Origin of the sequence: Aequorivita capsosiphonis DSM 23843 (assembly GCF_000429125.1) — a bacterium.
Taxonomy (GTDB): Bacteria; Bacteroidota; Bacteroidia; order Flavobacteriales; family Flavobacteriaceae; genus Aequorivita; species Aequorivita capsosiphonis.
Window position 1 is genome coordinate 94897 of sequence record NZ_AUBG01000011.1, and the last position, 20203, is coordinate 115099.

The 20203-nt window shown below is 37.3% G+C and carries 21 protein-coding genes; 11 read left to right on the forward strand and 10 right to left on the reverse strand.

Going from position 1 to position 20203, the window contains the following annotated elements; translation table 11 throughout:
* Positions 1-28 precede the first annotated feature (28 nt).
* Positions 29-304, forward strand: a complete 276-nt coding sequence (locus G440_RS0109555) for a FoF1 ATP synthase subunit delta/epsilon (protein WP_026451104.1) — start codon at positions 29-31, stop codon at positions 302-304.
* A 181-nt stretch (positions 305-485) separates the two neighbouring features.
* Here the strand turns inward: G440_RS0109555 and G440_RS0109560 are convergent, their stop codons facing one another.
* Both G440_RS0109560 and G440_RS0109565 read right to left on the reverse strand, forming a co-directional pair.
* On the reverse strand, positions 486-794 hold the full coding sequence (locus G440_RS0109560; RefSeq protein ID WP_034259319.1) for a type II toxin-antitoxin system RelE/ParE family toxin: 309 nt from the start codon (positions 792-794) through the stop codon (positions 486-488).
* Entirely contained in the window at positions 787-1098 is a 312-nt protein-coding gene (locus G440_RS0109565) for a type II toxin-antitoxin system ParD family antitoxin (RefSeq protein WP_245574845.1), read from the reverse strand. The genes G440_RS0109560 and G440_RS0109565 overlap by 8 nt, the downstream gene beginning before the upstream one ends.
* A 133-nt stretch (positions 1099-1231) precedes the next feature.
* On the opposite strand from G440_RS0109565, the gene G440_RS0109570 reads away from it, so the two are divergent.
* From G440_RS0109570 to G440_RS0109585, 3 genes are all read left to right on the forward strand, one after another.
* A complete protein-coding gene (locus G440_RS0109570; protein WP_026451107.1) occupies positions 1232-2086 on the forward strand; it encodes a cupin-like domain-containing protein in 855 nt (284 codons plus the stop codon).
* Positions 2087-2127: 41 nt separating this feature from the next.
* Positions 2128-2643 (forward strand): DUF6646 family protein, encoded by a 516-nt coding sequence (locus G440_RS0109575; protein WP_026451108.1) that lies wholly within the window; start codon positions 2128-2130, stop codon positions 2641-2643.
* Between the two features lie 104 nt (positions 2644-2747).
* The gene (locus G440_RS0109585) at positions 2748-3434 is read left to right on the forward strand and encodes a hypothetical protein (protein WP_026451109.1); all 687 of its coding nucleotides are present in this window, start codon (positions 2748-2750) and stop codon (positions 3432-3434) included.
* A 120-nt stretch (positions 3435-3554) separates the two neighbouring features.
* Here the strand turns inward: G440_RS0109585 and G440_RS0109590 are convergent, their stop codons facing one another.
* The 3 genes from G440_RS0109590 to G440_RS0109605 all read right to left on the reverse strand — a co-directional run bounded on the left by G440_RS0109590 (position 3555) and on the right by G440_RS0109605 (position 6505).
* On the reverse strand, positions 3555-4031 hold the full coding sequence (locus G440_RS0109590; RefSeq protein WP_026451110.1) for a regulatory protein RecX: 477 nt from the start codon (positions 4029-4031) through the stop codon (positions 3555-3557).
* A gap of 282 nt (positions 4032-4313) precedes the next feature.
* Entirely contained in the window at positions 4314-5858 is a 1545-nt protein-coding gene (locus G440_RS0109600; RefSeq protein WP_026451111.1) for an Rne/Rng family ribonuclease, read from the reverse strand.
* A 356-nt stretch (positions 5859-6214) separates the two neighbouring features.
* Complete coding sequence (locus G440_RS0109605; protein WP_026451112.1) at positions 6215-6505, reverse strand: HU family DNA-binding protein; 291 nt, start codon at positions 6503-6505, stop codon at positions 6215-6217.
* A 131-nt stretch (positions 6506-6636) separates the two neighbouring features.
* Between G440_RS0109605 and mutY the strand changes: the two genes are divergently transcribed.
* The 7 genes from mutY to rpmA all read left to right on the forward strand — a co-directional run bounded on the left by mutY (position 6637) and on the right by rpmA (position 12484).
* On the forward strand, positions 6637-7719 hold the full coding sequence (gene mutY / locus G440_RS0109615; protein ID WP_026451113.1) for an A/G-specific adenine glycosylase: 1083 nt from the start codon (positions 6637-6639) through the stop codon (positions 7717-7719).
* A 106-nt stretch (positions 7720-7825) separates the two neighbouring features.
* Complete coding sequence (locus G440_RS0109620) at positions 7826-8281, forward strand: single-stranded DNA-binding protein (protein WP_026451114.1); 456 nt, start codon at positions 7826-7828, stop codon at positions 8279-8281.
* Between the two features lie 42 nt (positions 8282-8323).
* Complete coding sequence (locus G440_RS0109625) at positions 8324-9652, forward strand: gliding motility-associated protein GldE (RefSeq protein ID WP_026451115.1); 1329 nt, start codon at positions 8324-8326, stop codon at positions 9650-9652.
* Positions 9648-10205 carry a gliding motility lipoprotein GldD gene (gldD, locus tag G440_RS0109630; RefSeq protein ID WP_026451116.1) on the forward strand — a complete coding sequence of 186 codons (558 nt, stop codon included), beginning with the start codon at positions 9648-9650 and terminating at the stop codon, positions 10203-10205. The genes G440_RS0109625 and gldD overlap by 5 nt, the downstream gene beginning before the upstream one ends.
* Before the next feature lie 455 nt (positions 10206-10660).
* Positions 10661-11119 (forward strand): DUF4199 domain-containing protein, encoded by a 459-nt coding sequence (locus G440_RS0109635; RefSeq protein ID WP_026451117.1) that lies wholly within the window; start codon positions 10661-10663, stop codon positions 11117-11119.
* A gap of 289 nt (positions 11120-11408) precedes the next feature.
* Positions 11409-12188, forward strand: coding sequence for a 50S ribosomal protein L21 (gene rplU, locus G440_RS0109640; RefSeq protein ID WP_026451118.1), 780 nt, complete (start codon positions 11409-11411; stop codon positions 12186-12188).
* A gap of 32 nt (positions 12189-12220) precedes the next feature.
* On the forward strand, positions 12221-12484 hold the full coding sequence (gene rpmA, locus G440_RS0109645) for a 50S ribosomal protein L27 (RefSeq protein ID WP_026451119.1): 264 nt from the start codon (positions 12221-12223) through the stop codon (positions 12482-12484).
* A gap of 64 nt (positions 12485-12548) precedes the next feature.
* Here the strand turns inward: rpmA and G440_RS0109650 are convergent, their stop codons facing one another.
* The 5 genes from G440_RS0109650 to G440_RS0109670 all read right to left on the reverse strand — a co-directional run bounded on the left by G440_RS0109650 (position 12549) and on the right by G440_RS0109670 (position 19975).
* A complete protein-coding gene (locus tag G440_RS0109650) occupies positions 12549-13214 on the reverse strand; it encodes a transglutaminase domain-containing protein (protein WP_157417919.1) in 666 nt (221 codons plus the stop codon).
* A 179-nt stretch (positions 13215-13393) separates the two neighbouring features.
* Positions 13394-14188: a succinate dehydrogenase/fumarate reductase iron-sulfur subunit gene (locus G440_RS19765; RefSeq protein WP_051285267.1), complete on the reverse strand. Its 795-nt coding sequence runs from the start codon at positions 14186-14188 to the stop codon at positions 13394-13396.
* A gap of 152 nt (positions 14189-14340) precedes the next feature.
* Positions 14341-16344 carry a fumarate reductase/succinate dehydrogenase flavoprotein subunit gene (locus G440_RS0109660; RefSeq protein WP_026451121.1) on the reverse strand — a complete coding sequence of 668 codons (2004 nt, stop codon included), beginning with the start codon at positions 16342-16344 and terminating at the stop codon, positions 14341-14343.
* Between the two features lie 20 nt (positions 16345-16364).
* A complete protein-coding gene (locus G440_RS0109665; RefSeq protein ID WP_026451122.1) occupies positions 16365-17021 on the reverse strand; it encodes a succinate dehydrogenase cytochrome b subunit in 657 nt (218 codons plus the stop codon).
* Positions 17022-17128: 107 nt separating this feature from the next.
* A complete protein-coding gene (locus G440_RS0109670; RefSeq protein WP_026451123.1) occupies positions 17129-19975 on the reverse strand; it encodes a WD40/YVTN/BNR-like repeat-containing protein in 2847 nt (948 codons plus the stop codon).
* Positions 19976-20203: the final 228 nt, after the last annotated feature.

Consider the following 20203-nt stretch of genomic DNA (forward strand, 5'->3'; position numbering starts at 1 on the left):
CATAACTCATAACTCATAACTAAAAAAGATGTATTTAGAAATAGTAACCCCCGAAGCATCCTTAGTGTCTGGAGAAGTAGTAAGCATAACCGTTCCAGGTGTGGAAGGTGAGTTCCAAATGTTGAATAACCATGCTCCTATCGTTTCTGTTTTACAGGAAGGCAAAGTGAAGTTTGACGGAAACCCAACCATAGCGGAAGGTTTTCAGAAAAAATTTAGCAAAGAAGATGGAAAATGGGTACTTCATATTTCTGGAGGAACTGTTGAATGTAATAAGAACAGAGTGATGGTTTTGGCAGATTAGCTTCGATACAATTCCAACTGAAAGGTCGGAATCACTCAGCTACCTTTGAAAAGAAAATCCCAAAAAAATATAAAATCCCAAATTCCAATAAAATGGAGTTTGGGATTTATTGTTTCCTGCAAGGTGTCATTGCGAGGCACGAAGCAATCTCCTTGTAGAGGTATCTATTCAATCTAATGAGTTATTCAAAATAATCCATTGTATTTTGGCTTTGATGTAAGATTCTCACAATTTCAATAGAAATATCTGTAATTAAATAAAATACGAGGTGGGAGCCATATGGAATGCTTCGAATGCCTGAACCAATATCATTTCGGAGAATTCCTTCGTTCGGGAAAGTAGTTAGTTGCTCAAAAAGCGATTCTAAACCGAAAAAATATTTTAAAGCTTGATCTATTCCGAAACGATCTTCATCATAATCGAAAATCCCATCCACGTCAAATTTGGCATTATAAGTTAAAGTATAATATTCCTTTCCAGCATTAATCATCGATATTATATTGCCTTTTCTTCTGCTCTAAGATATCCTTCATAGTAAAAGGACTAACCCCACTATCAATACCTTTTTGTATCTCGTTACGCAAATATTGTAACTTTTGTTCATTAAGTTCATGAGCACGCAAAGCATCTCTTACTACCTCACTGGCGTTTTGATAATCGCCAGATTTTACCCTGTCGTCAATGTATTTTCGCTGCTTTTCTGTAAGACTAACATTCATGATTTTTTTCTTTATAAATATAAATATACAATTTATGTCCATATCTAGCAAATATGGACATAATATTGTCTTCATTACGTAAATGCCAATTCCTTGAAAAAATTCGATTCAGTACCGCAATTAGATATTATCTCCAATTTCCTTAAAGTTCTATTAACCGCGTCCTACAATGCAAAGAGATTCGTAAATTTGCCTGAATCCAAAGATTATGCAGCTACAGAAGATAGACCAGGTAAAGAGCATTACCAAAGAAGATTTTCTCAAGAATTACTTTAAACCCCAAAAACCGGTTGTTATCGAACATTTTGTCGATGATTGGCCTGCATTTTCTAAATGGGATCTAGACTATATGGGGGATGTTGCAGGCGATAAAACCGTACCGCTTTATGACAACCGACCTGTGAGTCACGAAGACGGTTTTAATGAACCACACGCCAAAATGAAGATGAGCGAATATGTGGAACTTCTTAAAAAAGAACCTACCAAGTACCGTATTTTTCTTTGGAACATCTTAAAGGAAGTACCACAGCTTCAACAGGATTTTACCTATCCCGATTTCGGTCTAAAATTGATGAAAGGCTTGCCGATGCTCTTTTTCGGTGGAGAAGATTCATATACTTTTATGCATTATGATATCGATTTGGCGAACATTTTTCATTTCCACTTCCAAGGAAAAAAAGAAGTGATTCTCTTTGACCAAAAGCAGAACGATTATCTCTATAAAATTCCACATTCTCTAATTACTCGTGAAGACATAGATTTTCACAATCCTGATTTTGAAAAATGGCCTGCGTTAAAAAAAGCAGAAGGTTATATTGCTAATTTAGAACATGGCAACGTGCTGTATATGCCGGAAGGCTATTGGCATTATATGCGCTACATTACCCCTGGGTTTTCTATGAGTTTACGCGCCATTCCCAGACATCCTAAAAATTTGGCAAAAGCAGTTTACAATATTGCCATTATGCGCTATTACGACCAATTTATGCGTAGAATAAAAGGTCAAAAATGGATTGACTGGAAAAACGAACAAGCGATCGTTCGCACTAACAAAAGGCTCTAATTTCGTCATAAATCAGTATCTTTCCATTAAATCCTTCATCTATGAGAACATTCGCTACCGTATTTGCACTTCTTTGTTTACAACTTAGCTTTGGCCAAGCTTACACAGGAAAAGGCGACGTTAAGTTCCAAGTTGGTGCAAACCTTCAAGAATACGGCACGGGAATTATGGGAAGTTTAGACTTTGGCGTGGGTGAAAACATTTCTTTTGGAGTGGCTTCAGCTTATCTATTGGGAATTGATAAGGTTCGAAATCTTGATGGCGAAGAAGTCCCATTTGCAAAATTTGGAGATCGTTTCGATTTAAGAGCGCGTTTTAACGCCAATCTTGGCAACGTAATAAATATTGACGAAGGTTTTGATATTTACCCCGGACTCTACGCAAGCTTAAAAAACTTTGGCGGTCATTTGGGTGCGCGTTATTTCTTCACCTACGGTTTCGGAGTTTTTACTGAAATAAGCGTTCCCTTCGCAAAATACAATACAGATATATTAACTCCCGCTGAAAAGCTTCACAATCAATTCTCGTTTAACTTAGGAGCTTCGTTTAATATTTAGTTTTCTAAGTAACTTTTATTAAGAAAGCAATCATTAAACTTACTAGAAGTATTTGTTTAATTTTTTTTTCCATATTTGTGTCAGGGTTTAAAAAACTTACAATCATGAAAATTAAATTACTTCTAATAGCTGCTTTTCATTTATTAATTATCTCAAGTTCCTTTTCACAAAGTGATACTCTATCTTCTAAAGAAAGAATGATTCTAATTGAGGAAATGATAAAAAATAGGAAAGGGAATCCATCAATTGGATATTATCTTACAACTAAAGACGAAAGAATTGATATGTATAGCATGCAAGACACTGAAGAAACGATATTAAACATGTATTCTTATAGTGACTATGCATTAACGGCCGAGCGACTTTTTTATCATAATGAAAAAGGGAAAGTTATCAAAGTGAAACAAAGAAAGGTATCAGAGCTATTTGTTGGCAACAACTATTACACACGTTTAAAAATAGGAAGTAAATTTGGCCTAAATAGATTACATCAGGTTATAGTGCAAAATGATAAATATGTATTAACAGAATATTTCTCCCATAGTTCCTTTTATTATTATCTATATGATAAAAAGAATGATAATTTTATTTACAAGAAAAAACGAGCAAAAAATAATACTAAGGACGACGTTAAATTTGCTAAAAAATATCTTAAGCCATATTTTAAGAACTGTTCAGAATTTATAATTAGGCTCGATGAAAATTTAAGCAAGGAATATAAAAAAATAATAGGACAAGGAGGGTATTCAAGTGATATGATGGAAGGTATTTCAAATCTAGAATGTGAATAACAATTGCCAAATCAACACCAACATCTCTTTTAAGTAAGCTCGCATTGGCCCAAACTAGCGCGATTTTGCAACTCCTGCACTCAGCTCGAGCGATTTTGCCACTCTTGCCTCACCCAAATATCAATTAGAGATTTCATTAACCTTCGCATAAACCAACGTGCTCTCCCATCCCCGATAAAAAAGATAATCAGCCAACTTCTTTCGTTTCTTCTGAAGATCTGTTTCAGAATCTAATTGTCGTAATCGCTTTTCTACTAATTCGTCAAAAGTTTTGTAATATTCCGAGTCAGGGATTTCCTTTAAGGCAATTATGACGTTAAATTTAGAAATTTGGCGGAATTTTAATTCATTGACAATCCTATTTCTACCCCACTTTTTAGTTCTAAATTTTCCGCGCGCAAAGGCTTGTGCAAACCGTGTTTCATTCAAAAAGTTATGCTGCAGCAAATGATTGATTATTTGGTCCACCGCTTCGGGAATCATTCGCATTTCATACAGCTTTTGGTTCACTTCCTTATGGCAACGCTCTTGATAGACGCAGTAGCGTTCCATTCGCCTTTTAGCTTCTTCTACGGTGTATGTTTTGTGGGTGTTCAAATTTTATTTTTTGTGAAGATAATTCATTTTAATTATTCAGAAAAGAAACAAGAACCAAGACTGCTTCACTGCAGAAATCAGACTGGATTTGCTACTACTTCAAAAAATATAATTTGGGAAATTTACCCCTTCCGCCCCCGATGAAAAATCGGGGCCACTTTCCCCTGAAAGAGGGGAAGAAGCGTGTGGTTAGTTTTATATATTAAAACTCCTCTCTCAAGAGATGCTGGCGATGGAAACAAAAAAACCCCTTCCGAAGCTATGCTTCAAAAGGGGTTCTGGTTATTTTAATAATTCACCATCCTTATCGTGAAAGTGATATTCAAGATACGTATAAGCATCTCTCGGTTGAATTTTCACCCATTTTTTATGCTCCAAAAACCATTTGGTGCGCACACTTGGGAAACCTTTGGTTAAAAAGGCCGCTATAAAAGGATGTGTATTAAGTGTTATCTTTTTATAGTCTTTTTTGAAAAGGCTCTTTACCTCTTCATTTATTCTATTTACAACGATAATAGGCGCTTCAATCTCGCCGTCGCTCCCGGTATTCGGGTCTTCTTCGCGAGTTTTGATATTCATTTCTGGCCTAACGCGTTGTCGGGTTATTTGAATTAATCCAAATTTGCTTGGGGGGAGAATTTTGTGTTTTGCTCTATCATCCTTCATTTCATCACGAAGGTGATTGTAGAGCTGTTTGCGATGCGTGGCATTTGCCAAATCAATAAAATCTACCACAATAATTCCTCCCATATCGCGCAACCTAAGCTGTCTTGCCACCTCGGTAGCTGCAATTAGATTCACCTCAAGCGCTGTGCCTTCCTGCGTCTTTTGCTTATTGCTTCGGTTACCGCTATTCACGTCTATAACGTGCATGGCTTCGGTGTGTTCAATTACCAAATAAGCACCTTTGCTACCTGATACTGTTTTTCCGAAAGAAGTTTTGATCTGTCGTTCTATGCCGAATTTCTCAAACATGGGAACGTTAGAATCGTAAAACCTAACGATATTGTCTTGTTTTGGTGCAATTTCCTGCACATAATCTTTTATTTGCAAGTATAGGGTCTCATCGTCAATATGTATTGCGGAGAATTGATCGTTGAACATATCACGGATGATAGAGGCTCCCCTGTTTAGCTCGCTCAGCACTTTTGAAGGGTGGTGCGCCCCTTGTAGCTTCTTACACATCGCTGTCCAGCGTTCCATAAGATTCTGCAAATCTTTGTCCAGTTCTGCTACTTTTTTGCCCTCGGCTACGGTGCGTATAATAACACCAAATCCTTTTGGTTTAATGCTTGTAATCAAGCGCTTTAACCTATCTTTTTCTTCGTTGCTTTCTATCTTTTGCGAAATAGATACACGATCAGAAAATGGAACCAAAACAATATATCTTCCGGCTATAGAAAGCTCGGAACTTATACGTGGTCCCTTGGTGGATATGGGTTCTTTTACAACTTGAACCAAAATGGATTGATTACTTTTCAAGGCATCATTTAAGTTGCCGTTTTTATCAATCTCTTTTTCGAAAGGAAAATCTTTTAGGGAATAATCTTTTAGTTTACCCGAACTTACGCCTTTAACAAATTTTAATAGCGATAGCACTTTTGGGCCCAAATCATGATAGTGTAAAAAACCATCTTTCTCGTAGCCCACATTCACAAAGGCAGCATTAAGCCCAGGAACCGTTTTACGTATTTTGGCGAGAAATATGTCGCCAACCGTAAAATTATTACCTTCTTCTTCTTTGTGAAGCTCTATAAGTCTTCCATCCTTTAAAAGGGCAAAATCAACTTCTTGTGAACCGGACCTAATAAATAATTCGTAGTTCACGTTACATTAATTTTGACGCCCGCCTAAGCGGACTAATTAAACAATATTTTTACAGGTTCTCTATAAAAACCCGGCGAAATTGCATCAAAACCAAAAGCAGGTTGTTACAATCTCATTTTCAAAGAACAATTTTTCGTTTGTTATTTTTTGGAAAAAAGCACCTAAAAAGATACGATTACCAAAACACTTTTAAAACAGAAAAAGTAGTTTAGAAACTACTTTTTCTTTTTATGGCGGTTAGCACGACGTCTTTTCTTACGCTTGTGCGTGGCTACCTTATGTCTTTTTCTTTTTTTACCACTTGGCATACTAAAGTCTTTTTTAATGCCCTGAATTTAATTCAGAACGGGTTAATATTATTTTACGTCCACATTCGTTTTTACACCTTCAACAAATACTTTTGCAGGTTTAAAAGCCGGAATATTGTGGGCTGGAATTTTAATGGTTGTGTTTTTCGAAATGTTTCTTCCTGTTTTCTCAGCTCTTGTTTTGATAATAAAGCTTCCAAAGCCTCTTAAATAAACATTATCTCCACCTTCCAATGAATTCTTCACTTCTGCCATAAAGGTTTCAACTGTAGCCTGAACTTCATTCTTTTCCATTCCTAATTTTTCTGAAATCTTAGCTACGATATCTGCTTTCGTCATTACTTATAAATTTTAATTATTAATCTCTTACTAGAATTTTTTTTAACAGACCGCAAATATACATATTTTAAAATCAATAATTCAAAGCTTAATCCTTTAAAATTTAAAGGGATATAGATTATTTTTGCCCAATGCCGAAAATAACCTCCCATTTTTCCAAAAAGCTAATCTCGTGGTATTTACTTAACAAACGTGAACTTCCGTGGCGCGATACAGTGAACCCTTATCATATTTGGCTGTCTGAAATCATGCTCCAGCAAACCCGTGTGTTGCAGGGCTTACCTTATTATTTAAAGTTTCTGGAAGCCTATCCCACCGTTTCTGACCTAGCAAATGCCGATGAAGACGAAGTTCTAAAAATGTGGCAGGGATTGGGTTATTATTCGCGCGCCCGAAACCTGCATGCCACTGCAAAAATGGTTTCCCAAGAAATGAACAGCGTTTTTCCAGATAATTACAAAGAGTTATTAAAACTGAAGGGTGTAGGGGATTATACCGCCAGTGCCATTGCCAGCATTGCCTTCAACCAGCCGGATGCGGTTGTTGACGGAAACGTCTACCGCGTGCTATCGCGTTATTTTGGAATTCTCACTCCTATTAATACTACAAGCGGTCAAAAAGAATTTAAACAGCTTGCCCAACAATTAATAGACAAGAAACAACCTGGCACTTTTAACCAAGCCATTATGGAATTTGGCGCACGCTATTGTGTACCCCAAAATCCAGATTGCGCCAACTGTATATTTAATGATAATTGCGTAGCATTTCAAAAAAGAAAAGTATCTGAACTCCCAGTCAAGATTAAAGCAAAACCAGCAAAAACAAGATATTTTAATTATATGGTAATTCTTTCTGAAAACGAGCGTACTATTCTGCAACAACGCACTGGGAAAGGTATTTGGCACAAGCTCTATGAGTTTCCGCTTATAGAAACTTTGGAAAAAGTTAATATTTCAACTTTGAAAAAAAATCCGCAGTTTCAAGTTTTTTCTGAAAAAATCAAGATTGAAAGCATTTCGCTTTTCAATGAAAAACCAGTGATACATAAACTTTCGCACCAACATTTAAACACGCGATTCTGGATTGTGGAAACTCCCCGTCTTGAAGGGCAAGCGGAAGAAACCGAAGCCTCTGTCGCCATTTCGGAAATTGGCCGCTACGCAGTTCCCGTTTTGATTGAAAACTTTGTTTCTGAATTTTTTGAAAGCTATTAAGAGACGAAATCAAGGGTTTTAAGCAATCATTTCATATTAAAATTTAAAAATTCAGTATATTTAAAACGCAAAATCTACCTTTGCATAAATTGAATAAGAAATAGTTATGAGCGGAACATTGAATAAAGTAATGTTAATTGGGCATACCGGCGATGATGTGAAAATGCATTATTTTGAAGGTGGAAATAGTTTAGGCCGTTTCCCGCTTGCCACCAATGAAACTTACACGAATAAAAATACTAACGAGCGTGTTACCAATACCGAATGGCACAATATCGTTGTGCGCAACAAAGCTGCCGAAATTTGCGAAAAATACCTTAAAAAGGGCGATATGGTTTATATAGAAGGCCGTTTAAAAACCCGAAAATGGCAAGACGAAAAAGGATTAGATAGATACAGCACGGAAGTTCACTGTACCGATTTTACATTCTTAACGCCAAAAGGGGGAACCGCTCCTGCAGCTTCTGGGAATACTACCCAAACCAAACAAGAGCCCTCAAAACCTGCACAACCATCGCAAGTTCAGGATACTAATGAAGAGGAAGACGACCTTCCTTTTTAACATTTAAACTGCCTGCCAGTGGGCAGGCTAAATCGCATCAAATTGGACATAGAACCCCCTGGTTTACTTTTTTTATCTGCCTTGGATTTTTCACAAATATCAAGCAGTGTTTTACTAGTTGCTTTATTAGCCTGCTCTGCTCTTATTTCAGGAGCTGAAGTGGCTTTTTTCTCTTTAACCCCTTCCGATTTTGAGACCAATCAAGAAAAGAATATTTCCAAAAAACTTGGAATTGTTGAAGGATTGCTGGCTAAACCAAAGAAACTCTTGGCAACGATCTTGGTTGCTAACAATTTCATAAATATCGCCATTGTACTATTATTTGAATCCCTAAGCTCCATTTGGTTCGCGCAATGGAATTATTCGGTGAATCTGTATTACTTTAACGTTAGCCTTGTGTTCCTTTTAAAAGTAGTTGTAGTAACCTTTCTTATTTTGCTCTTTGGAGAAATTCTTCCGAAAATATACGCAAATAGAAATCGTGTTTCATTTGCGGTTTTTATGGCACAACCACTTAACATTTTAGACACTTTGTTTTCTCCAATAAGCCTGCCAATGCGTTCAGCCACTATATTTTTGCACGATCGTTACGGCAAACAGAAAACAAACATTAGCGTTGACCATCTCTCTCAAGCACTCGAACTTTCTAATAAGGACACGACCTTCGAGGAACAGAAAATACTACAAGGCATTGTGACCTTCGGAAATACAGACACCAAACAGGTGATGAAAAACCGAATGGATATCTTTGCATTAAACGAAGAGGATTCTTTTAAGGAAATTCTTCCCCAGATTTTAGAACACGGATATTCGCGAATTCCCGTGTATAAAGACAGCATGGACCATATTACTGGAATTCTATATGTAAAAGATTTGATACCTTATACCGACCGGAAAATTCTGGATTGGAAAACGCTAAAACGCGAAGCCTATTTTGTTCCCGAAAATAAAAAACTGGATGACCTTTTAAATGAATTCAAAGAACGGAAAATGCATTTGGCCATTGTGGTAGACGAATATGGCGGAACTAGTGGCTTAATTTCCTTAGAAGATATTATTGAGGAAATTGTGGGTGAAATAAGCGATGAATTTGATGATGAAGACCTTATCTTTTCAAAATTAGACGACAACACGTTTATTTTTGAAGGAAAAACCCCGTTGAAAGACTTTTACAAGGTTATAAAACTTGAAGATCCTGAAATTTTCGAAGATCAAAAAGGGGAAGCAGAAACCTTAGCTGGCTTTCTGTTGGAAATATCAAAAGGCTTTCCGAAGAAAAACGAAATAATATCCTATCACGGTTATGCGTTTACCATTGAAGCCTTTGAGGGCAAACGCATCAAACAAATAAAACTTAGCATTGAACATTAAAAAATATCTCTTTTTATTTCTAGCAGGTCTCTTTATTTTTGCATCTTGCAAGGACGACGTTTTAGTAAAACCTTCAGCAATGCTTAGGTTAGATTACCCTATTGCTACATATCACACTGTTGAAACTGTTTGCCCCTATTCCTTTTCTATAAACGACCACGCGAAATTGATCCAAAAGAAAAATTGCGGTCTAAACATCAATTATCCAAATATGAAGGCTACTTTATATTTGACCTATCAAGATGTGCACAATAATAATTTAGATTCCTTACTTCAAGATGCGCAAAAGCTTGCTTACGAACACACAATAAAAGCGAATAGCATGCCTGAACAACCTTTTGTGAACCCAGAAAAGGGCGTTTATGGAATGTTTTATATGATCAATGGAAATGCCGCTACCCAAGCTGAATTTTATGTTACAGACAGCATCAATCATTTTTTAAACGGCGCTCTTTATTTTGATGCCAAACCAAATTTTGATTCTATCTATCCGGCAGTAGAATACCTTAGAGAAGACATTCGAAAAATCATGGAAACTGTTACTTGGGAATAGAATTAGCTAATTACAGGAAGACATAATTTTAGAAGTTTTTAGAAACTAATCTAACAAAAAACCGCTTTAAAATTTCTTTCAAAGTTGTTTATTTAGGTTCTCATCGTTTTTTATTCGAAATCAAAAGCAGCTACTTGCTCATTAATAGATACTTTATTTATTTTCAAAGTCAGTTCCTTGTCCCGGCAGATTGCTCTATACTAAAAGGAAGTTTAAGTTAAAAATTCCTATTTTCAACTTAAGAATTGTTTTCGGTCCTTTTAAATCTATGATAAAAATAATATTCTTCTCTTCTGAAATAAAAAGAAAGTTTTATTTTGGATTTTGAAAATAATCAAACATTTAAAAAATAAAGTGAAAATAAAGGCTAATAAATAGTCCTAAAAAAAGTTAACAATCTATTTACAACTAAGTAAGGGTATATTTTGTAACTTTTCATCATAAAACTAACTGTTATGGCTAAGATATATTCACGATATGGTATTTGGATTGCAATAATCTTAATTGCGTACTTTCTTCTTTTAAAATTAATTGGACTTCATCAATATTTTGCTTTTAGCGCTGTCAATGGACTCATCTATGGTGCCGGTCTTTATTTGGCCATTAAAAAATACGCTACAGAAGAGAGTGATTTTAAATATGAAAACGGTTTTGAAGTAGGCCTGATTTCAGGCGGAATCGCCTCTATATTATTCACCATTTTTATGGCAATCTATATGTACCAAATAGACACAGCCTTTGCCGCATCGATAATGGAACAGTGGAATCTTGATTATGATTTAGGAACGTTTATGCTGCTTATATCCATCTTGATAATGGGTTTTGTAACTACACTTGTTCTGACTCTCTCCTTTATGCAGTTACTGAAAAGATCTTGGAATACTCGAGATGGCAATCGGAACATCATGAAATAAAAACCCAAAAGCCAAAAGCCAAATTCAAAATTAAAAATTAAAAACCTCTTCATCGTACTTAAAGGCTCTATAATTGTGCGATATCTGTGTGGGTTTAATGTTTCAAAGATTCAAACCAAATTGTTTCTCAGTAAATTACCCTTTGAAGATTAAATTAAAAACACTTTGTTGTTTGCTTTTTTAAAATTATATTTGCAGCCCCCTACGCAGACCTTGTTTGCTTCGGTGGTGAAAACCGCCGCAAAAGTTAGGGAAATCTAAGTTTAACTAATTTTATAAACGATTCGCTATGTACGCAATTGTAGAGATAGCAGGGCAGCAAATTAAAGTTGCGAAAGACCAAAGGGTTTTTGTTAATCGTTTGCCAGATGAAGAAGGGAAAACAGTGTCTTTTGACAATGTACTTCTTATTGGTGACGGAGACAATATTACCATTGGCGCCCCGGCTATAAACGGCGCTCAAATAGGAGCAAAAGTCGTAAAGCACCTTAAAGGTGACAAGGTTATAGTTTTCAAAAAGAAACGCCGCAAAGGATACCGTGTTAAAAACGGACACCGTCAGGCTCTTTCTCAAATTGTAATCGAAAGCATTGTAGCTTCAGGAGCTACACCTGCTAAAAAGGAAGAAGCTAAAAAAGCTGCTCCTAAAAAAGAAACCAAGCCAGCCGCAAAAGCAGCTCCTAAAAAGGAAACTGCAACGAAAGCTGACGCTAAACCAGAAGCCAAAAAAGCTGCCCCTTCTAAAAAAGAAGTTGAAGTAAGCGAAAATTTGGTTACTCGTGCAGAACACCGCGCTGAAGATGCACACATCGAAATTAACATCGACAAAGTACTTCACAATATTGGTACTGCTTTAAAAGGCGATGCTGACGATCTTAAATTGATCAACGGAATCGGTCCAGTTTACGAAGAAAAATTGAACGAACTTGGTATTTATACCTTCGAGCAAATCAGTAAACTTAAGGCTGCAGACCGCGAAGAACTTTCAGCTATTGACGGGATTACTCGTGAAAAGATTGAATCTGACGAGTGGGTTAAGCAAGCAAAGGAATTGTTGAAAGACAAATAAACCGAAATTATTAATTAAAAAATTTATAAACCATGGCTCACAAAAAAGGAGTTGGTAGTTCCAAAAACGGTCGCGAATCAGAATCAAAACGTCTAGGCGTTAAGATTTTCGGTGGTCAAGCGGCTATTGCTGGAAATATCATTGTAAGACAAAGAGGCTATACGCATCACCCAGGTGAAAACGTATATGGTGGTAAAGATCACACTTTGCACGCGCAAGTGGATGGCTTAGTGAAATTCACCAAAAAGAAAGATAACAGAAGCTACGTTTCCATCGTTCCAAACGCTGAAGCATAGTAAATACTTTTGTTTAAAATTCAAAAACCTTCACAACAATGTGGAGGTTTTTTGTTTTTGAAAATTATTGATTTTTTTGAAAGTCCGAAAACGAAATCGGATTTTCTATCAACGTCCATTTTACGTCTTCGGGATAATGAGAGTAAATAAATTCTTTGGGGCTCGTAAAGTACCAAAAATTATCTGGAGCATCTTCCTTGCCGTGACCAATGGCCCAAGTAATATCTAGTAACCGCCATTGTCCATTCACCTTAACGACATTCCACGTATGGTTGGGCACCTTTCGTTCTTTAATTCTTTCCGAATAGTCCTTTGTAAATCCGTTTACAGCTTCAGCTTGGAGACCAACATCCAAACATAAAGATTTAAAAAGAAGTGCGAATCCTCCACAGATGGCCATTTTACGCTTTAAAACGTTTCTTATTATATTACCTTCAGAAGTATAAATTTGTTTCTGAAGCTTTTCACTCTGCATCAGTTCGATGTCGTATGAGATATTATAAACAATCCAGTTGTAGATGTCCCTAATCTTTTCTGAATCAGTGCGCGCATTTCGCGTAATAGAAAAAGCTAACCTTTTGGTTGAAAAGCTTGTTTTTTCCTCTTTTGATATAGCGGTTTTGGGTGAAACATTTTTCCCAATCACATTACGCGATTGACTATTCATTTCAGAACATAGAAGCACCAAACAAAAAGCAAGAAGTAAATATTTTAGTTTGTAGGTACTCAAGTTAGAGTGTTTTAAATGTATTATTTAAAGAATTATTTCTATGACGTTTATTACTCAAATATATGCGATTTTTATGCCAAATAAAAAGCCCCGCTAAATGCAGGGCTTAAGAACTTATTATAAAATTGTACTCTCGATGAAGAAATGATCTCCGTATATAACTAGAGGCTATTCATTTTTTAATCAAAAAGTGATGACTCGTCGTCTATGGACCAAGCATTGGAAAGTGGCGCCTCTAGGCTTGCGCTCACATACTCTCTATTCATTCGGGCTATATTAACGAGTGTTATTCCTTTTGGACACTCAATCTCACAAGCTCCTGTATTAGAGCAATTACCAAACCCTTCCTCGTCCATTTGTTTTACCATATTCAACGCTCGTTCCGTAGCCTCAATTTTTCCTTGTGGAAGAAGTGCAAACTGACTTATTTTCGCAGAGGTAAACAACATCGCGCTGGCATTTTTACAAGCTGCAACACAGGCTCCACAACCAATACAAGTAGCCGCGTTAAAAGATTCATCGGCATCGTGTTTATTTACAGGAATGCTATTTGCATCCACGGTGTTACCTGAAGTATTCACAGATACATATCCACCAGCTTGTTGGATTCTGTCAAAAGCACTTCTGTCAACCACTAAATCCTTTATTACTGGAAATGCATTGGCACGAAAAGGCTCAATAACGATAGTATCGCCATCTTTAAAGCTACGCATGTGTAACTGACAAGTGGTAATCAATCTATCAGGCCCGTGTGGTTCTCCATTAATCTGTAACGAGCAACTTCCGCAGATTCCCTCACGACAATCGTGATCAAAAACCACTGGCTCTTCGCCATTATTTATTAAACCTTCATTGAGAACATCCAACATTTCAAGGAATGACATATCCCCTTCTATTCCGTCAATGGGATAGGTTTTTAGCTCTCCCTTAGCATCGTGGTTTTTCTGTCTCCAGATTTTGAGTGTAAGTTTCATAAGCTTCTATATATTACCCATCGCTGGGTGGTATTATTTTTTCTTAAATTTTAAAAGTTGATCAATCCACGTGTCCCTGAATTTTCGATCTGAAATCTATGTATTTTAGAATAAAACAACAAATTCCTTTCCTTTCAGAATAACTTTCAATCCTATTTATAGGAACGTGTTTTAACTTCAATGTCTTCGTATTCTAATGCTTCCTTATGAAGAATTTCATTTCCAGGATCCCCTGTATATTCCCAAGCTGCTACATACATATAGTTTTCATCATCTCGTAGCGCTTCTCCTTCATCCGTTTGATATTCCTCACGGAAGTGCCCACCAGCAGATTCGTTTCTATTTAAAGCATCCTTTGCAAATAGCTCTCCCAATTCAAGGAAATCTGCCACTCGTGTAGCTTTTTCCAACTCCGCATTCATTTCATTTATACCTCCGGGAATTCTCACATCTCTCCAAAACTCCTCACGTAGTGCGCGTATCTCAACGGCTGCCTCTTTAAGGTCTTTGGCATTTCTTGCCATTCCACATTTTTCCCACATAATATGACCAAGTTTCTTATGAAAATGGTCTACGGAGTGTTTCCCATTGTTATTGATCAATTTCTCTAGTGTTGTACGAATATTTTTTTCAGCTTCATCAAATTCCGGAGAATCCGTAGGGATTTTTCCTGTTTTAATATCTTCTGCCAAGTAATTACCAATTGTATAAGGAATCACGAAATAACCATCAGCCAGACCTTGCATCAAAGCCGAAGCTCCAAGACGGTTGGCTCCGTGATCGCTAAAATTCGCCTCTCCAAGAACAAAACATCCAGGAATAGTAGATTGAAGGTTGTAATCCACCCAAATTCCACCCATCGTATAATGCACGGCAGGATAAATCATCATTGGAGTTTCGTACGGATTCGCATCCACAATTTTTTCATACATCTGGAATAGGTTTCCATACTTTTCTCTGATTACCTGTTTTCCATAAGTTTTTATTTCGTTCTCTGTTGGATTGTGGTTTCCATGAACTACAGCACGCTCTTTCCCGTATCGTTCAATTGCCGAAGCAAAATCAAGAAAAACCGCCTGCCCTGTTTTGTTGACACCAAATCCTGCGTCACATCGTTCCTTTGCAGCGCGTGAGGCTACATCTCGTGGCACCAAGTTTCCAAATGAAGGGTAACGTCTTTCCAAATAGAAATCACGCTCATCTGCAGAGAGATCATTTGGCTTTTTTGTTCCTTTTCGAATGGCTTCTGCATCTTCTTTTTTCTTAGGAACCCAGATTCTACCATCGTTTCTAAGAGATTCAGACATCAAGGTCAACTTACTTTGATGATCTCCAGAAACCGGAATACAGGTTGGGTGAATCTGCGTATAGCAAGGATTCGCAAAGTACGCTCCTTTTTTATGTATTTTCCAGGCAGCTGTAGCGTTGCTTCCCATTGCATTTGTAGAAAGATAGAAAACATTACCGTAGCCTCCAGAAGCAATAACCACTGCATGTGCAGAATGTCTTTCAATTTCACCTGAGACAAGATCACGAGCAATGATTCCTCTAGCTTTTCCATCTACCATTACCAGATCTAACATCTCGTGACGGTTGAAGGATTGTATTTTCCCTCTGTTTATCTGGCGGTTCATTGCAGCGTATGCCCCAAGAAGCAACTGCTGCCCTGTTTGACCTTTGGCATAAAAAGTTCGAGAAACTAATACTCCACCGAATGACCTGTTATCAAGATATCCTCCATATTCGCGAGCAAAAGGAACACCTTGTGCCACGCATTGATCGATTATATTTCCTGAAAGTTCAGCAAGTCTATATGAATTGGCTTCACGGGAGCGATAATCACCCCCTTTTACCGTATCGTAAAAAAGACGATAGTTTGAATCACCATCTCCTTGATAATTTTTTGCGGCGTTTATTCCCCCTTGAGCAGCAATAGAGTGCGCACGACGTGGAGAATCTTGATAGCAGAAGGTTTTTACGTTATAACCCAATTCTGCCAAGGTAGCGGCGGCACTACCACCTGCCAACCCAGTTCCAATAACAATAACATCAATATTTCGCTTATTTGCGGGGTTGATGAGATTTATATCATTTTTATGTTTCGTCCACTTATCTGCTAAGGGTCCTTTTGGGATTTTTGAATCTAATATTGACATAGCGTTGCGTTTCGTGGTGATTATTGATTAAGATGAAGGTAAATCGCAATAAAAATAAATCCGAGCGGAATAAATATTGCATAAAATTTTGTAAAACCTCTCAATCCTTTTGAGTATTTATTGTTCCAGCCCATACTTTGAAATGAGGAAGCGAAACCATGCCATAAATGTAATGCAAGCAAGACAAATGCTAAGCAATATAAACCTGTACGCACTGGACTTTCAAATTTTTGAACCAAATCTGGATAATAACGGGTTGGATCCATTGGATTGCTCTCTACATATTTGTGAACAATTTCTGGAAACCAAAAATCATAAAAGTGAAGCCCTAAAAATGCCAAGATTACAGCACCGCTAATCAGCATATTGCGTGAGGCCCAAGTTGAATTATTGTTCCCTTTAAAGGATTGATATTTTATACTTCTTGCACCTCGGTTTCTTATTTCAAGAATAAGCCCCATAATAAAATGGAACACAACCCCAAAAATCAAAATAGGTTGCGCGATAAACTGGACCACAAAATTATGCCCCATAAAATGGGACAAGCTGTTAAAGGTTTCGGGATCTATGACCGAAGTAATGTTGATGGTAAAATGTTGTGCCAAAAACAAAACAAGAAATAAGCCGGAAAGTGCCATAGCAACTTTTCGGGCGATTGAAGATGTTAATATTGCCATTATGGTTTTATTTCTAAAATAGTTGTACAAAAATACGCTTCAAACGGCTTGTCGCCAAACATTCTTAATTGTTTAAACTTATTTAGAATCGATTTAAATACATTTTGCTATTTTACCTCTAATTCAGAAGTTGCAGATTTTCCTTTAATCGATATCTTCACTTTGTATTTTCCCTTAGAAAGATAGTATTTTCCGTTTTCTCCTTGCTTCATTCTTGCTTCTTTCTTCTCTAGGAATTTGATAGCTTTTTCAGGAATTGACAGATCATATTCCAATTCATTCACCCCTTTTACAGCATCTCTAGTTAGGGTTTGTAGCTCCTTTCCATCTTCGGTTTTGATTATTATAGTTGCTTTGCCAGCTTGTGGACTATAAAATTGAATCTTAGCTTTTGGTTCATACACTTCGCCCCAAGCGCTCCATTTATTTCCCCAGCGAGGAGAGAAATTTACAGTATCTATTTCGGCAGCAACCATTTCATTCATTGAATTTTCATTCAACTTTTGAAGTAATGAAATATCGGCAACATAAATGGAACGACCGTGTGTGCCCAAAACCAAATCCTTCGCTTCGGGCTGGATTACTAAATCGTGAACCGCCACATTTGGAAGATCTTTTGAGAACACTTCCCAACTTTTTCCGCGATTAAAGGAAACATAAGCTCCATTATCAGTTCCCAAAAACAATAAGTTTTCATGTACTGGATCTTCCTTTATTACATTAATTGGGGAAGTAGGTAAATTACTGCTGATGTCCTTCCACGTCGCTCCATAATTATCACTTACATATACATAAGGTTTAAAATCATCACTACGATATCCATTCAAAGTAACATAAACCCGTTCTTTTTTATGTGAAGAAGCAATCACGCGGCTCACCCAAAGATCTTTTGGGAAGCTGTCTGAAATCTTTCTCCAATTTCCACCCGCATCTTTTGAAACATATACCAAACCGTCGTCACTTCCCGTGTAAAGCAAGCCAAATTGAAAGTTCGATTCGCTAATGGCCGAAAGCGTTCCATAGGCCACATTGCCAGGTTTTCCACCTTGCGTTAAATCTTCTGAAATGGCGGTCCAATCATCACCTTGGTTCATACTTCGCATCAATTTGTTTCCGCCGAAATAGAGAATATCCTGATTATGTGGGCTCAACAAAATAGGCGTTTGCCAATTAAAGCGGTATGGACTTTCACCCAATTCGTGTTTCGGCTGAATGTAAACAGGTTCGGCTCCATTTCTATTCAACCTATAATAATTTCCAAACTGAAACCCAGTATAAACAATTTTGCTATTTCTATTATCTATCTGAACTTGCATTCCATCGCCTCCAAAAAGATTGTCATAGGCATATTTTCCCTGCTGCTGCCATTCCATACTTGCTTTATAATCGTGCGGCCCCACCCAGACACCATTATCTTGCAAACCGCCATAAACATTATAATCTTTATCGTGATCTATGTTTACATAATAAAATTGCCCCACTGCCGGAGCGTTGTTCTTTATCCAAGTTTTACCATCGTCATAGCTTATGTTTACGCCACCGTCGTTTCCGTCAATTAAATGGCCAGACATATTAGGATTTATCCACAAGGCGTGGTGATCTGCGTGAACGTTATCTGCACCTATACTTTCGAAGGTTTTTCCACCATCAGCAGATTTTAGAATTGGCACGCCATAAATATATATTTTGTTTGAGTCACTTGGATCCACGTGAATTTTCCCGAAGTAATAACCGTAAGAATAATACAAATCGTCCAAGAAACCATCATGGGTTTTTTTCCAACTTTTTCCACCGTCTGTACTTTTATAAACCTCCGCGCCAATAACGGGCGTGTTAAATAAGGCTGAATTGGCATCTTCCAAATACTTTGCGAGATCCTCAGGTTTTACCGTGCCCACGCGAACCATTTGCTTCACATTTTCGGCACGATACTTCTCTTGAAAACCATTTGTTTTCAAATATTGATTTAGTTGTTTTTCATCTAGATTAAGAAAGGAATCTACGTCCATCTCCTTAAAGTTATCCTTTGTCAGTACATCATTATTCTCCATTTTATCTTCTGCATTGGCAGGTCTATGAAATTGATTGTCAACAATTAAATAAACCAAATTCTCATTCACCACTGCAATACCCATACGGCCCATCCCCTTTCCTATGGGCAAGCCACTATTTTCTGAAGAAATTTTTATCCATGTACTTCCAGCATCGGTGCTTTTATAAACGCCACTTCCTTCACCACTACCATCAAAATTCCAGGCTTTGCGATCCTTATCCCACGCAGCAGCATACATCGTATTGAAGTCTTTTGGGTTCGTAGCAATTTCAATAACTCCAGTCTGATTATTGACAAAAAGTGTTTTGCTCCAGGTTTTTCCACCATCGGTTGTTTTAAAAACACCGCGTTCGTCGTTGGTAGAATATAAATGTCCAACGGCGCCAACAATCACTTCATCGGGATTGGATGGATTTATAAGAATACTGCTTATATGATGGCTATCCATAAGTCCCACATTTTGCCAGGATTTCCCTTTGTCATCGCTTTTCAATAACCCAATTCCTGCATAAGAAGAGCGCGAAGCATTCACCTCACCCGTGCCCACCCAAATGGTGCCACTTTTCCAATCTACCGCCACACAGCCAACGTTTTGGGTTGGGCTATTGTCCATCACTGGCGTAAATGATGTACCGTTATTGTTGGTATACCAAACCCCACCACTTGCGTAACCCACATAAAATTCTGTAGGATTGTTTGGGTTTACGGCAAAATCAACCACCCGGCCACTCATAATACTAGGGCCAATACTATTGAAACTTATATTTTTAACTGAAGAAGTCTGAGCCAATGCTGCTTTTTGTTGCAACCCTGCCTCCAAAGTGGCTGCAGATGTGGCTGGCTGTTGTGAAAAAGCAAGCGTAGTAGCAACACAGATTGCCGAAAGTAAAAGGTTTTTCATGGGGATTTATTTTGAAAAGATGAAGGTAGTTAAATGAGGTGGGTTTTGCAACGGGTTTACTATTCGGAAATAGTGAATATCAAAAAGAAATTATTCCTCTTCGGTTAACTTAGCATAATTTATACTCGGAAATAAATTCAATATTGGTTCTCTTAAGGATGTTTAATAAGCAGGTAACCGAAGTGAATAAGGATTTACTATTTTTCAAAACTCAAACTATTCTAAAAT

Bases quoted from the DNA above. Each gene is read 5' to 3' on its own strand.
- G440_RS0109555 (WP_026451104.1), top strand. From the start codon at position 29: ATGTATTTAGAAATAGTAACCCCCGAAGCATCCTTAGTGTCTGGAGAA.
- G440_RS0109560 (WP_034259319.1), bottom strand. From the start codon at position 794: ATGATTAATGCTGGAAAGGAATATTATACTTTAACTTATAATGCCAAA.
- G440_RS0109565 (WP_245574845.1), bottom strand. From the start codon at position 1,098: ATGAAGACAATATTATGTCCATATTTGCTAGATATGGACATAAATTGT.
- G440_RS0109570 (WP_026451107.1), top strand. From the start codon at position 1,232: ATGCAGCTACAGAAGATAGACCAGGTAAAGAGCATTACCAAAGAAGAT.
- G440_RS0109575 (WP_026451108.1), top strand. From the start codon at position 2,128: ATGAGAACATTCGCTACCGTATTTGCACTTCTTTGTTTACAACTTAGC.
- G440_RS0109585 (WP_026451109.1), top strand. From the start codon at position 2,748: ATGAAAATTAAATTACTTCTAATAGCTGCTTTTCATTTATTAATTATC.
- G440_RS0109605 (WP_026451112.1), bottom strand. From the start codon at position 6,505: ATGACGAAAGCAGATATCGTAGCTAAGATTTCAGAAAAATTAGGAATG.
- mutY (WP_026451113.1), top strand. From the start codon at position 6,637: ATGCCGAAAATAACCTCCCATTTTTCCAAAAAGCTAATCTCGTGGTAT.
- G440_RS0109620 (WP_026451114.1), top strand. From the start codon at position 7,826: ATGAGCGGAACATTGAATAAAGTAATGTTAATTGGGCATACCGGCGAT.
- G440_RS0109635 (WP_026451117.1), top strand. From the start codon at position 10,661: ATGGCTAAGATATATTCACGATATGGTATTTGGATTGCAATAATCTTA.
- rplU (WP_026451118.1), top strand. From the start codon at position 11,409: ATGTACGCAATTGTAGAGATAGCAGGGCAGCAAATTAAAGTTGCGAAA.
- rpmA (WP_026451119.1), top strand. From the start codon at position 12,221: ATGGCTCACAAAAAAGGAGTTGGTAGTTCCAAAAACGGTCGCGAATCA.
- G440_RS19765 (WP_051285267.1), bottom strand. From the start codon at position 14,188: ATGAAACTTACACTCAAAATCTGGAGACAGAAAAACCACGATGCTAAG.
- G440_RS0109660 (WP_026451121.1), bottom strand. From the start codon at position 16,344: ATGTCAATATTAGATTCAAAAATCCCAAAAGGACCCTTAGCAGATAAG.
- G440_RS0109665 (WP_026451122.1), bottom strand. From the start codon at position 17,021: ATGGCAATATTAACATCTTCAATCGCCCGAAAAGTTGCTATGGCACTT.
- G440_RS0109670 (WP_026451123.1), bottom strand. From the start codon at position 19,975: ATGAAAAACCTTTTACTTTCGGCAATCTGTGTTGCTACTACGCTTGCT.